The sequence below is a fragment of the Nonomuraea sp. NEAU-A123 genome (genome assembly GCF_018603905.1).
In the GTDB taxonomy this organism is placed as follows: Bacteria; Actinomycetota; Actinomycetes; order Streptosporangiales; family Streptosporangiaceae; genus Nonomuraea.
Genome location: NZ_JAHFZZ010000008.1, coordinates 38,325 through 50,237, shown reverse-complemented (window position 1 = coordinate 50,237; position 11,913 = coordinate 38,325). Strand labels below are relative to the sequence as shown.

Here is an 11,913-nt window from a genome sequence, read left to right as displayed (position 1 = left end):
CGGGCTAGTGCCGGTCGGCGCCCGGTCGTTTGGCGGCCAGGGCGATCACGTCGGCCAGCTCGTCGAGTGCGGCCGGTTCCTCGGTGAGGGCGGCGATGGCCAGCCGGAGGTGCGGCCGTCCCTGGCGGATCCGGTAACGGCTGCCGGGCGCGGCCGAGATGCCGTGCGCGGCCAGCGTGACCAGGGCCTCCGACTCGTCGTGGACGGGCACCCACAGCACGAGGCTGTCCCGGCCGCCGGTGTGCACTCCGCGGGCGGACAGCAGGGCGACCAGGCCGGCGCGGCGCCGGGCGTACGTGGTGCGCGCCTGCGCCACGATCTCCTGCGTGTCGGGGTCGGTGAGCAGGTGGGCCAGGGTGTCCTGGAGGATCCTGCTGGTCCAGCCGGTGCCGAAGCTGCGTAGCACGCGCACCCGTTCCACCGCGTCCGCGGCCCCGCCGATGATCGCGAGGCGGAGGTCGGGTCCGTGCGACTTGGAGTACGAGCGCACGAGCACCGTCCGCTCGGGCAGCGCCGTGCCGAGGCTGCTCAGGGGCGCGACGGACAGATCGCCGATCCCGTCGTCCTCGACGATGAGGGTGTTGGTGGGCGCGAGGAGCCGGGCCAGCTCGGCGGAGCGGGCCTCGGGCACGGCATGGCCGCAGGGCGAGTGACCGCGCGGCTGGTAGACGAAGGCCACAGGGCTGGAGCGCAGGCTTTCGGCGAGCGAGGCCGGGATGGGCCCGTCCTCGTCACAGGCGACCGGGATCAGCTCGACGCCGATCATCTCCAGGATGTCCAGCAACCTGGCCGCCGTGGGTTCCTCGATGGCGATGCGGTCGCCGGGCAGGGCGGTCGTCTGGCAGAGGAGCTGGACCCCTTCGTACCCGCCGCCGAGCGCCAGCCAGCCTTGCGCGGGAAAAGGCCAGGTAGGCTCGACAGCGGCGCGCAGGCGCGGGGTGATCGTCTCGCGGGTGTAGTCGTTGAGCCCTTCGGCCGAGGAGGCCGCGGCGAGCGCGGCACCGAGGGGCGGGAGCAGCGCCCGGTCCGGCGCCGCCATGGCGAGGTCGATGGCCAGCCGGTTGCCGAAGTGGCCGATCCGCTCGTAACGCGCGGGGTGCGGCACGCCCGGAGGTCCGAGTACGACGGTTCCGCGCCGGCCCTCGGTCCCGATCATCCGGTGTTTCCGCAGCTCTGACCAGGCTTCGGCGATCGTACTCGGGCTGACGCGCAGCTCGCGGGCCAGACTCCGCACGGTGGGCAGCCGCGCGCCGGGCCGCAGCGTGCCCTGCCTGATCAGGTCGATCAGGCAGGTGGCGATGCCACGCGCGCTGGGTTCGCGGACCTGCTGCCCGAGCCAGGCGGGATCCACCTCCACGAGACCTCCCATCGGACAAAGCTTTGTTCAGGAACAATCCGCAGCTTGTGTAGCGGATTTAGCTGAACATAAGGTACAGCCCAATGCACGCACTAAGGGGAGTTTTTGTGACAAAACCTCGCATTCGGCTTGGTCTCCGCGACTGGGATCACCTCGTTCCCGTGGCGACGGGGACGCTGACGTCCGAGGCGTTCGACCTGGATCTCGATTCCCGGGCGATGACGCCGGACGTGCTGAGCGAGCCGGAACTGGACGGCGGGGAGACCTCCTTCAGCAGATACGTCCTCGGCCGCGCCCAGGGCGACGACCGGCTGGTGGGGCTGCCCGTCTTCGTGATGCGCGGGTTCCGGCAGCGGTGCGTGCTGGTGCGCCGCGACAGCGAGCTGCGCGAGTTCGCCGAGCTGAAGGGGGCTCGCGTGGGCCTCACCGGCTGGCCGGACTCGGGCAACACCTGGACGCGGGCGCTCGTACGGGCGGCCGGAGTCGACCTGACCGGGATCGAGTGGACGGTCGGCGCCGTGGACGCGCCCGAGCCGGGCAAGGACCGCGTCGGCGGGGCGAAGCTGCCGGACAACGTCAGCGTGACCGACGGCTCGCTGGCGGAGGAGCTCGACGCCGGACGGCTCGACGCGATCATGACGCCGTTCATGCCCGCGGGCTTCTTCACGCCGGAGAGCCGGTTCCGTCACCTCCTGGCCGACCACCCGGCGGCCGAGCTTGACTACTTCCGCCGCAACGGCTTCATCCCCGGCATCCACCTGGTGACGCTCAAGCGCGAGGTCGTCGAGCGCCACCCCGAGCTGCCGCAGGCCGTACAGGAGCTCTTCGAGCGGTCCAAGCGGCACTGGCTGGCGCGGCGGCGCCTCCTGACCGACACCACGCCGTGGCTGCTCGCCGACCTGAGCAGGACCCGGGAGGTCTTCGGCGAGGACTGGATGCCGTACGGCACCGCCGCCAACGCCGCGATGACCGCGGCCTTCTGCGCGGAACTGCACGCCCAGGGGATCGCCCCCGCCCCCATCGACCCCCAGGAGGTCTTCGCCTCATGACCAAGCTGAACAACCTTCGTGTGGCAATCGGCCAGTTCGCCTCGGCCGAGGACTGGGCGGCCAACCTGAAGACCTGCGCCGACCTCTTCGACGAGGCCGTGGCCGGGAACGCGGACCTGCTGGTGCTCCCGGAAGGGGCGATGGCCCTGTTCGTCGACGACCCGGTGCGGATCCGGCAGGCGGCCCAGCCACTCGACGGGCCGTTCGTCACCGGGCTGGCCGAGCGCACCCGCGGCACGACCACCACCGTGATCGTCGGCATGCACCAGCCCGCCGAGGACGGCCGGGTGATCAACACGCTGGTCGCGCTGCGCGACGGCGAGATCATCGACATCTACCGCAAGCTCCACCTGTACGACGCCTTCGGCCGGCGCGAGTCGGACAACGTGCTGGCGAGCTCGGACAACCCTGTCGTCATCGAGTGCGCCGGCTGGAAGGTCGGCATGATGACCTGCTACGACGTCCGCTTCCCCGAGATGGCCAGGCTCCTCGCCGACCAGGGCGCGCAGGTGGTTGCCCTGCCCGCCGCCTGGGTACGTGGACCCGCCAAGGAGTGGCACTGGGAGGTCATGGTCACCGCCCGCGCCCTGGAGAACACCTATTACGTCGCCGCCTCCGGCGAGTGCGGCCGCCGCAACATCGGCGCCAGCATGTTCGTCGATCCGCTCGGCATCACCCGCGGTCGGCTCGGCGGCGACACTCCGGGCCTGCTCTGGTCCGAAGCCTCGGCCGAGGACCTCGATCGGGCCCGCCAGACCCTGCCCGTCCTCGCCAACCGGCGTTTCAAAGTCGATCCCCGCCCCATCACCCCCTCGACCGGTCCCACGACCGTCTCTCGATAGCCCAAGGAGCGCGTAATGCGTAAGACCCATGCAGCCGGCGCTGTGCTGGCCGGGGCTCTGCTGCTGGCCGGATGCGGCGCCAACCCGTCGGAGAGCCAAGGCGCCGTCGGCGACAACAGCTCCTCCTCCGCCCCCGCCGCCGCCACCCACGCCAAGGACCAGGCCCTGTTCGACCGCCTGCCCGACAAGGTGAAGACCGCGGGCAAGCTGGTCTCGGTGAACAACGGCTCGTTCCCGCCGTACGAGATCGCCGGCACCGACGGCAAGACGCTGACCGGTGCCGCGGCCGAACTGGCCGACGAGCTGGGCGGCCTGCTCGGCGTCAAGATCGAGCACGTGACCGTGGACGGGCTGCCCAGCCAGCTCACCGGCATCGCGGCCGGCCGCTACGACCTGGCCCTCGGGCCGGTGGGCGACTTCCCCGACCGCCAGGTCTCCAACGACTTCGTCGACTGGGTGCAGGAGTTCGTCGTCTTCGCCGTGCCGAAGGGCAACCCGAAAAAGATCCAGTCGATCGCCGACACCTGCGGGCTGCGGATCTCCGTGATGGCCGGCGGGTCGGCGGAGAAGGTGATCAAGGCGCAGTCCGACACCTGCGTCAAGGACGGCAAGAAGAAGGTCGAGGTCCAGTCCTACAAGGACCAGCCCACCTCGATCCTCGCGGTCCGCTCCAGCCGGGCCGACGGCTTCTTCTCCTCGCAGGCGCCCCTGACGTACTTCGTGAAGCAGTCGGGTGGCGAGCTGGAGCTGGCGGGCACCGGCCAGGCCAACGGATTCGACACCCTCTACCAGGGGGCCGTCGTGGCCAAGGACTCGCCGCTGCGTGACGTGCTCAAGGACGGCATCCAGCAGCTGATCGACGACGGGACGTACGAGAAGGTCATGACGAAGTGGGGAACCAACGGAAACATGCTGAAGAAGGCCGGCGTGAACCTGGCGGCGAAGCAGTGATGACCGCCACCGAGCGGCACTCGCCCCCCGACATCGACGTCGCGGGGGCGGCGCGGACGCGGCACCCGCTGCGCTGGGTGGCCTCGATCATCCTGCTGATCCTGGCCGCCCAGTTGGTGAACCTGCTGATCACCAACCCCAACTTCAAGTGGGACGTGGTAGCCCGCTATTTCAACGCCCAGGTCATCGGGGCGGGCATCATCACCACGCTCTACCTGACCGTGATCGCCATGGCCGTCGGCGTGATCGGCGGGGTGCTCGTCGCGATGGGGCGGCTCTCCCAGAACCCGATCGCGCGGATCGTCTCCGGGCTCTACGTCTGGTTCTTCCGCGGTACGCCGGTGCTGGTGCAGCTCGTGCTCTGGTACAACCTGTCCGCCCTGATGCCGCGGATCTCGTTCGGTATTCCGTTCGGCCCGGAGTTCCTGACGGCCGACACCAACCAGCTGATCACGCCGCTGCTGGCCGCCATCCTCGGTCTCGGGCTCAACGAGGCCGCGTACATGGCGGAGATCATCCGCGGCGGCCTGATGTCCGTCGACCCCGGCCAGACCGAGGCCGCCTCGGCGCTCGGCATGAGCCGCGGGCGCACGTTCCGCCGGATCATCCTGCCGCAGGCGATGCGGTTCATCGTGCCGCCGACCGGCAGCCAGGTCATCAGCATGCTGAAGGCCACCTCGCTGGTCAGCGTCATCGCCCTCGCCGACCTGCTGTACACCGTGCAGGCGATCTACAACCGCACCTTCCAGACCATCCCGCTGCTGATCGTGGCCTGTGTCTGGTACCTGGTGATCACGTCGGTCCTGTACGTGGGCCAGTCCTTCATCGAGCGCCACTACGCGCGCGGCGCCACGCGGAACGCGCCCCAGAGCTTCTGGAGCTTCCTGTTGTTCCGGCGGCGGCAGGCCGCGCCGGCCCCGACCCGCGAGGAGACGCCATCATGAGCATGCCCATGGTGCACGCCCGGGCCGTACGCAAGAGCTTCGGCCCCCTGGAGGTGCTCAAAGGCATCGACCTGACCGTCGAGCGGGGCGAGGTCGTCGTCATCCTCGGTCCCTCCGGGTCGGGCAAGTCGACGTTCCTGCGGTGCGTCAACCAGTTGGAGACCATCGAGGGCGGCGCCATCCACGTCGACGGCGAGCTGATCGGCTTCCGCGCCTCCGGCGGCCGGGTGCACCACCTGGGCGATCGGGACATCACCCGCCAGCGCCGGGAGATCGGCATGGTCTTCCAGCAGTTCAACCTGTTCCCGCACTTCACCGTGGTGCAGAACATCATGGAGGCGCCCGTCGGCGTGCGCCGCGAATCACGCGCGAAGGCCCGTGCCCGCGCGCTCGCCCTGCTGGAGCGGGTGGGCCTGGCGGACAAGACGAACAGCTACCCCCGCCAGCTCTCCGGCGGCCAGCAGCAGCGCGTCGCCATCGCCCGCGCGCTGGCCATGGAGCCCAAGCTGATGCTCTTCGACGAGCCGACCAGCGCGCTGGATCCCGAGCTCGTGGGCGAGGTGCTCGCCACCATGAAGGGCCTGGCCAACGACGGCCTGACCATGATCGTCGTCACTCATGAAGTCGGATTCGCCCGCGAGGTGGCCGACCGGGTGGTGTTCATGGACGGCGGTGTCATCGTGGAGTCCGGGCCGCCCTCGGAGGTGCTCGACAACCCGCAGAACCCGCGCACCCGAGCCTTCCTCAGCAAGGTCCTCTGAGCCTCAGGCGGTGGCCATTTTCCGCATGAGCCCGGCGTAGAGCTCCGGGTCACTCGACGCGCGGACGATGAGCTCCGGACGCAGGAGTTCGGTCTCGCCGGGCTCGCCTTCGAGGACCCGTACGAGCTGGTGAAGCCCGCGGCGGCCCATCTCGTGCATGGGCGAGCGGACCGAGGTGAGCGGGACCGGCAGCTCGGCGGCGAGCGGCGTGTCGTTGAAGCCCACGACCGCGATGTCCGCGCCGACTCGCAGCCCGTGGTCGCGTAGCGCGCCGATCGTGCCGATGGCGCCGAAGTCGTTCACCACGAAGAGCGCCGACGGGAGCGGGCCCGTCGCGAGGAGGCGTTCGGTCCCCTCGCGACCGCCTCGCGCGTCGAAGCGCGAGTGCACGATCCGGTGCTCGGGGATCAGCAGCCCGGCCTCGCGGAATCTCTCGACGAAGCCGCTGGTGCGGTCGACGCCGGTGCTCGCGTACGGCTCGCCGGCGACGACCGCCACCTCTTCGTGCCCGAGCTCCAGAAAATGCTCCGCGACCATCCGGCCGCCGAGATAGTCGTCGCAGACGACCGCCGGATGCTGCCCGGCCCGCCGGTTGACCAGGGTGAACGGGACGCCGCGCGCGGCGACCTCGTCCAGGAAGCCCGAATCCGCGTGCGCGTCGCCGAAGATCATGCCGTCGACGCGGCGGCCGAGGACCATCTCCGTCCGGGCGCGCTGGACCTCGGGCAGGTCGCGTGTGTTGATGACGAACGTCGACAGGCCCAGCTCGGCGGCGGCCTCCTCGATGCCCTCGTAGATCGTCGCGAGAACCACGTCGGACAGCCGGGGGACCAGCACGCCGATCAGGTTGCTCCGCTGGGTGCGCAGGCTCATCGCGTGGGGATTGCGCTGGTAGCCGAGCTCGTCGGCGAGCTTGCGCACGCGCTCGACGGTGGGACTCGACGCGGCCCTCAGCCCTTCACCGGGTTTCGCGTGCAGCACTCGCGACACCGTGGAGACGTGCAGGCCGAGCTGGTCGGCGATCATCTGCAGCGTAACCGGTCGCGCCCTCTTCGCACCCAATGTCCCTCGGCTTCCGCTGGCGGGGTTTTCTTGATTTTAACGTGAAGTTCTTGACATCTCGTAGGCGCAGGTCAGATGCTACCAAACGTTTGGCGCAAACGTTTGGGTAATGAGGAGGCCAGCGAGTGTCCAAGGTCATCGTCCTGTCCACGGGAGGGACCATCGCCACCCGTCGCGACGGGCAAGGAGTGGGTCTCGCCCAGGACCGGGTGCGCGAGCTTCTCGGGCGACTCCCGGTCGATCCCGGGGTGGAACTGGACGGGCTGGACGTGCTGTGCGCGGGCAGCTACCTGTTCACCCTCGCGGACATGCGCGAGGTCGCGGTGCGAGCCCGCGAGGCGCTCGCCGATCCGGACGTGCTCGGCTTGGTCGTCACCCACGGGACCGACGGCATGGAGGAGACGGCCTACCTCGCCGATCTGTTCCATGACGACCCCCGGCCGATCGTGTTCACGGGGGCGCAGCTTCCGGCCGACGCGGTGGACGGCGACGGCCCGCGCAACCTCGCCGACGCGATCGCGGTGGCGGCGGGTGGCCGGGCCTGCGGGCTGGGGGTGCTGATCGGCTTCGACGGCCAGATCTTCGCCGCCTCCGGCACCCGCAAGACCCACACGCTCGCCTCGTCGGCGTTCTCCGCGCCGGACAGCGGGCCGCTGGGTCGCGTACGTGACGGCCAGGTGAACATCCTCATGACGCCCGCGCGGGCCAAGCCGCTCGACCTGGACGCGTTCGACCTCGACGGAGTCCGTACCGACATCGTGGCGCTGTACCCGGGCTGCGACGACGCCGCGCTGCGTGCGGTGGTCGACGCGGGCGCCACCGGGGTCGTCCTCCAGGCGCTGGGCGCGGGCAACGCCAACCCCCGGATCAGGGACGAGGTGGCCCGGATCACCGAGGCCGGCGTCGTCGTCGCCCTGTCCACCCGGGTCGATGCCGGGCCCGTCGCCGCCCTGTACGGCAACGGCGGCGGCGCGGATCTCGTCGAGGCCGGTGCCATCCCCACCGGAACCCTGCGCTCACCACAGGCCCGCGTCCTGCTCAGCGCGCTCCTCGGCTGCCATCGGGACCCGGTCCGCGTAGGCGAGGAGCTGCGCGCGCGGACCTGGAGCCCCTCTCCGATCGAAAGGACGAAGTGACCATGCCCAAGGAGATTCTCGTCGCGTACGGCGTGGACGTCGACGCCGTCGCGGGCTGGCTGGGCTCGTACGGCGGGGAGGACTCGCCGTGCGACATCTCGCGCGGGCTGTTCGCCGGCGAGGTCGGCGTCCCGCGGCTGCTGCGCCTGTTCGAGAAGTACGACCTGCGGACCACCTGGTTCATCCCCGGCCACTCCATCGAGACCTTCCCCGACCAGACCCGCATGGTCGTGGCCGGCGGTCACGAGGTCGGCGTGCACGGCTACTCGCACGAGAACCCGATCGCGATGAGCCGGGACCAGGAGAGCGCGATCCTCGACCACTGCATCGACCTGGTCGAGAAGTACTCCGGCAGCAGGCCGACCGGCTATGTCGCCCCGTGGTGGGAGTTCTCGCCGGTCACCAACGAACTCCTGCTGGAGCGGGGCATCAAGTACGACCACTCGCTCATGCACAACGACTTCACCCCGTACTACGTCCGTGTCGGCGACTCCTGGACGAAGATCGACTACTCCCGCCCGGCGGCCGAGTGGATGAAGCCGCTGGAGCGCGGCCAGGAGACCGACCTGGTGGAGATCCCCGCGAACTGGTACCTCGACGACCTCCCGCCGATGATGTTCGTCAAGGCCAGCCCGAACAGCCACGGCTTCGTCAACCCGCGCCACCTCGAAGAGATGTGGAGGGATCAGTTCGACTGGGTGTACCGCGAATCGGACTACGCGGTCTTCACCATGACCATCCACCCCGACGTCTCGGGCCGGCCGCAGAGCCTGCTCATGCACGAGCGGCTCATCGAGTACATCAACGGCCACGAGGGTGTGCGCTGGGTCACCTTCGACGAGATCGCCGACGACTTCAAGGCCCGCTCACCCCGATAACGGCCCCGCGCCGTTCATGCCGGTCCGGCGATGACGCACGCGCGAACACCCCCCAATCTCTTTCTCCGAAAGGGCATCTCCATGACAACGACCTCTTCGGGCGTCCCGGAAACCGGCACCCGGCCCTTGCCTCGCGTCGGGGTACGGCAGACGCGCAAGGCCACGGTGATCGCGCTGTTCGCCTGGATCTTCGCGGTCTACGACTACATCATGTTCGGCACGTTGCTGCCGGAGATCTCCGGCCAGTTCAAGTGGCCCCAGGCGGAGGCGTCCCTGATCTCCACGCTGATCTCGGTGGGGACCGCGGTCGTCGTCCTCGGGGTGGGCCCGCTGGTCGACCGGCTAGGCCGCCGGAAAGGCATGATCCTCACCGTGTCGGGCACGGCGCTGGCCTCCGCGGTGTCGGCCGCCACGATGAACGCCGCCTACCTGGTCGGCGTACGGTCCATCGGCGGGCTCGGACTCGCCGAGCAGTCGGTCAACGCGACGTACCTCAACGAGATCTACGCCGTCACCGAGGACGAGAAGATCAAGAAGCGCCGCGGGCTGATCTACAGCCTGGTCCAGGGCGGCTGGCCGCTCGGCGTACTGCTGGCCGCGGCGTTCATCGCCGTCTTCCTTCCGCTGGTCGGCTGGCGGGGCTGCTTCCTGCTGGCGACGTTCCCCGCCATCGTGATCGCGCTCCTGCGGCGCGGCCTGCGTGAGACGCCCCAGTTCGAGCTGCAGCAGAAGATCGACCGGATGCGTAAGGAGGGCCGTGCGGAGGAGGCGGCCGGTCTCGCCCGCGAGTACGGCGTGTCCGAGAGCCAGGCGGCGCCGTTCAAGGAGATCTTCCGCGGGTCCGCGCTGCGCAACACGCTCGTCCTGGGGTTCGCCTGGTTCGTGAACTGGTTCGGCATCCAGGTGTTCAGCGTGCTCGGCACGACGGTGCTCACCCAGGGCAAGCATGTCGGCTTCACCAACTCGCTGCTGATGTTCATCGTGATCAACGCGGTCGGCTACCTCGGGTACGTCTTCCACGGCTGGGCCGGTGACCGGTTCGGCCGGCGCAACGTGATCGCGTTCGGCTGGATGGCGTCCGGCGTCATCTTCGCGCTCATGCTCCTCGTCGCCAGCGGCACCGTCGCCGTGGTCGCGCTCTACTCGCTGGGCATGTTCTTCCTGGTGGGGCCGTACTCGGCGATGCTGTTCTACATGGGTGAGTGCTACGACACCCGCTGCCGGGCCACGGGCACCTCGTTCATCAACGCGATCAGCCAGCCGGGCGCCATCGCGGCCGGTGCGATCATCACGGCGATGCTCGTCGCGGGCTCGGACTGGAACCAGGGCGCTCTGCTGGTCGGCGCGCTGGGCACGTTCCTGTCGGGATTCGTGATGTTCGGTGCGCGGAAGGTGCCCGCGCTGTGACTCCCCTCGACACCGACGGGCGGGTCGCCGTCATCACCGGCGCCGCCAGCGGCATCGGCCGTGCGCTGGCCGTGTCGTACGCCGCCCACGGCGTCCATACGGTCATCGGCACCTACCCCGGCGACCCGCACAACCCCGCCGAGACCCTCAAGCAGGTCGAACAGGCCGGCGGCGCGGGCGTGGTGCACGAGGTCGACGTACGGGACGCCGCGCAGGTCGAGGCGTTCGCCCAGCGCGCGCTCGACGAGTGGGGCCGCCTCGACATCGCGGTGGCCAACGCGGGAGTGCTGCGCCGGGCCCCGCTGGCGGAGCTCACCGACGCGGCCTGGGATGACATGCTGCAGGTCGACCTGACCGGCGTGCTGCGTACCCTGCGCTCCGCGGCGGCCCGGATGAGCGGCGCCGGCGCGATGGTGGCGGTGTCCTCCATCGCGGGCGGCGTGTACGGCTGGGGCGAGCACGCCCACTACGCCGCCGCCAAAGCCGGGGTGCTCGGGCTGTGCCGGAGCCTCGCGGTGGAACTCGCCCCCCGGCAGATCCGGGTCAACTCCGTGATCCCCGGCCTCATCGTCACCCCGCAGTCGTCCGACCCGGTGAACTCGCTCGGCCCCGACGGCCTGGCCCGCGCCGGGCAGGACATCCCGTGGGGCCGGGTGGGCCGGCCGGAGGAGGTCGCCTCCGTCATCAGGTTCCTCACCTCGGCCGACGCCGGCTACATCACCGGCCAGAACATCGTCGTCGACGGCGGGCTCACCGTCCGCATGCCCGCCTGAGGAGGAACCCATGCCTGCCCTGGAACACCGGACCGCCCTGGTCACCGGCGGCGCGAGCGGCATCGGCCGCGCGATCGCCGAGGCGTACCTCCGCGAGGGCGCCGAGGTCGTCCTCGCCGACCTGGACGCCTCTGCCACGGCCACCGTTATAGGGGCGGCCGGGCACGTGGCCGTCGACGTCAGCGATCCCGGCTCCGTCGCCGAGGCCGTCTCCACCGTGATGGACCGGTTCGGCCGGATCGACATCCTGGTCAACTCCGCCGGCATCCTCACCGAGGCGCCGCTGATGGAGATGGACCCGCGGGTGTGGTCGGAGACGATCGCGGTCGACCTCACCGGGGTCTTCCTCTGCTGCCGGTACGTCGTGCCGCACATGGTCGAGCGGCGCTGGGGGCGGGTGATCAACATCGCCTCCCAGCTCGGCATCAAGGGCGGCCGCTCGCTCAGCCACTACGCGGCGGCCAAGGCCGGGGTCATCGGGCTCACCAAGTCGCTCGCGCTCGAGGTCGCCGAGCACAACGTGCTGGTGAACGCGATCGCGCCCGGCCCGGTCGAGACCCCGATGGTCGCCGGGATCACCGACGAGTGGAAGGCCGCCAAACGCGCGGAACTGCCCCTGGGCCGCTTCGGCCGCCCGGAGGAGATCGCACCCACAGCGGTCCTACTCGCCAGCGACCCCGGCGGCAACCTCTACGTCGGCCAGACCCTCGGCCCCAACTCGGGCGACGTCATGCCGTGATCTTTGTGGAAAGA

At 70.1% G+C, this 11,913-nt stretch carries 12 protein-coding genes; 10 read left to right on the top strand and 2 right to left on the bottom strand.

Going from position 1 to position 11,913, the window contains the following annotated elements:
- Nucleotides 1-4 precede the first annotated feature (4 nt).
- Nucleotides 5-1,369, bottom strand: a complete 1,365-nt coding sequence (locus KLK06_RS25440; RefSeq protein WP_214638129.1) for a PLP-dependent aminotransferase family protein — start codon at nucleotides 1,367-1,369, stop codon at nucleotides 5-7.
- A gap of 149 nt (nucleotides 1,370-1,518) precedes the next feature.
- Here KLK06_RS25440 and KLK06_RS25435 point away from each other — a divergent pair, with 149 nt between their 5' ends.
- From KLK06_RS25435 to KLK06_RS25415, 5 genes are read left to right on the top strand one after another with little or no spacing between them, the layout of a single operon-like run.
- On the top strand, nucleotides 1,519-2,406 hold the full coding sequence (locus KLK06_RS25435; protein WP_214638128.1) for a hypothetical protein: 888 nt from the start codon (nucleotides 1,519-1,521) through the stop codon (nucleotides 2,404-2,406).
- Nucleotides 2,403-3,248, top strand: a complete 846-nt coding sequence (locus tag KLK06_RS25430; protein WP_214638127.1) for a nitrilase-related carbon-nitrogen hydrolase — start codon at nucleotides 2,403-2,405, stop codon at nucleotides 3,246-3,248. The genes KLK06_RS25435 and KLK06_RS25430 overlap by 4 nt, the downstream gene beginning before the upstream one ends.
- 15 nt (nucleotides 3,249-3,263) lie before the next feature.
- Nucleotides 3,264-4,199, top strand: a complete 936-nt coding sequence (locus tag KLK06_RS25425; RefSeq protein WP_214638126.1) for an ABC transporter substrate-binding protein — start codon at nucleotides 3,264-3,266, stop codon at nucleotides 4,197-4,199.
- On the top strand, nucleotides 4,199-5,143 hold the full coding sequence (locus tag KLK06_RS25420) for an amino acid ABC transporter permease (protein WP_214638125.1): 945 nt from the start codon (nucleotides 4,199-4,201) through the stop codon (nucleotides 5,141-5,143). The genes KLK06_RS25425 and KLK06_RS25420 overlap by 1 nt, the downstream gene beginning before the upstream one ends.
- The gene (locus KLK06_RS25415) at nucleotides 5,140-5,904 is read left to right on the top strand and encodes an amino acid ABC transporter ATP-binding protein (RefSeq protein WP_284735119.1); all 765 of its coding nucleotides are present in this window, start codon (nucleotides 5,140-5,142) and stop codon (nucleotides 5,902-5,904) included. Before KLK06_RS25420 ends, KLK06_RS25415 begins: the two co-directional genes overlap by 4 nt.
- Before the next feature lie 3 nt (nucleotides 5,905-5,907).
- On the opposite strand, the gene KLK06_RS25410 is transcribed toward KLK06_RS25415, so the two are convergent.
- On the bottom strand, nucleotides 5,908-6,930 hold the full coding sequence (locus tag KLK06_RS25410; protein WP_214638124.1) for a LacI family DNA-binding transcriptional regulator: 1,023 nt from the start codon (nucleotides 6,928-6,930) through the stop codon (nucleotides 5,908-5,910).
- Nucleotides 6,931-7,091: 161 nt separating this feature from the next.
- On the opposite strand from KLK06_RS25410, the gene KLK06_RS25405 reads away from it, so the two are divergent.
- The 5 genes from KLK06_RS25405 (at nucleotide 7,092) to KLK06_RS25385 (ending at nucleotide 11,899) form a co-directional block, all read left to right on the top strand.
- Entirely contained in the window at nucleotides 7,092-8,102 is a 1,011-nt protein-coding gene (locus KLK06_RS25405) for an asparaginase (protein ID WP_214638123.1), read from the top strand.
- Between the two features lie 2 nt (nucleotides 8,103-8,104).
- Nucleotides 8,105-8,980 (top strand): polysaccharide deacetylase, encoded by an 876-nt coding sequence (locus KLK06_RS25400; RefSeq protein ID WP_214638122.1) that lies wholly within the window; start codon nucleotides 8,105-8,107, stop codon nucleotides 8,978-8,980.
- 81 nt (nucleotides 8,981-9,061) lie between these two features.
- Nucleotides 9,062-10,387 (top strand): MFS transporter, encoded by a 1,326-nt coding sequence (locus KLK06_RS25395; protein WP_214638121.1) that lies wholly within the window; start codon nucleotides 9,062-9,064, stop codon nucleotides 10,385-10,387.
- On the top strand, nucleotides 10,384-11,160 hold the full coding sequence (locus tag KLK06_RS25390) for an SDR family NAD(P)-dependent oxidoreductase (protein ID WP_214638120.1): 777 nt from the start codon (nucleotides 10,384-10,386) through the stop codon (nucleotides 11,158-11,160). Before KLK06_RS25395 ends, KLK06_RS25390 begins: the two co-directional genes overlap by 4 nt.
- A gap of 10 nt (nucleotides 11,161-11,170) precedes the next feature.
- On the top strand, nucleotides 11,171-11,899 hold the full coding sequence (locus KLK06_RS25385) for an SDR family NAD(P)-dependent oxidoreductase (protein ID WP_214638119.1): 729 nt from the start codon (nucleotides 11,171-11,173) through the stop codon (nucleotides 11,897-11,899).
- Nucleotides 11,900-11,913: the final 14 nt, after the last annotated feature.

What these genes read in the sequence shown, in the direction of transcription:
- KLK06_RS25440 (WP_214638129.1), bottom strand. Translation starts at nt 1,369, where the DNA reads ATGGGAGGTCTCGTGGAGGTGGATCCCGCCTGGCTCGGGCAGCAGGTC.
- KLK06_RS25430 (WP_214638127.1), top strand. Translation starts at nt 2,403, where the DNA reads ATGACCAAGCTGAACAACCTTCGTGTGGCAATCGGCCAGTTCGCCTCG.
- KLK06_RS25425 (WP_214638126.1), top strand. Translation starts at nt 3,264, where the DNA reads ATGCGTAAGACCCATGCAGCCGGCGCTGTGCTGGCCGGGGCTCTGCTG.
- KLK06_RS25420 (WP_214638125.1), top strand. Translation starts at nt 4,199, where the DNA reads ATGACCGCCACCGAGCGGCACTCGCCCCCCGACATCGACGTCGCGGGG.
- KLK06_RS25415 (WP_284735119.1), top strand. Translation starts at nt 5,140, where the DNA reads ATGAGCATGCCCATGGTGCACGCCCGGGCCGTACGCAAGAGCTTCGGC.
- KLK06_RS25410 (WP_214638124.1), bottom strand. Translation starts at nt 6,930, where the DNA reads ATGATCGCCGACCAGCTCGGCCTGCACGTCTCCACGGTGTCGCGAGTG.
- KLK06_RS25400 (WP_214638122.1), top strand. Translation starts at nt 8,105, where the DNA reads ATGCCCAAGGAGATTCTCGTCGCGTACGGCGTGGACGTCGACGCCGTC.
- KLK06_RS25395 (WP_214638121.1), top strand. Translation starts at nt 9,062, where the DNA reads ATGACAACGACCTCTTCGGGCGTCCCGGAAACCGGCACCCGGCCCTTG.
- KLK06_RS25385 (WP_214638119.1), top strand. Translation starts at nt 11,171, where the DNA reads ATGCCTGCCCTGGAACACCGGACCGCCCTGGTCACCGGCGGCGCGAGC.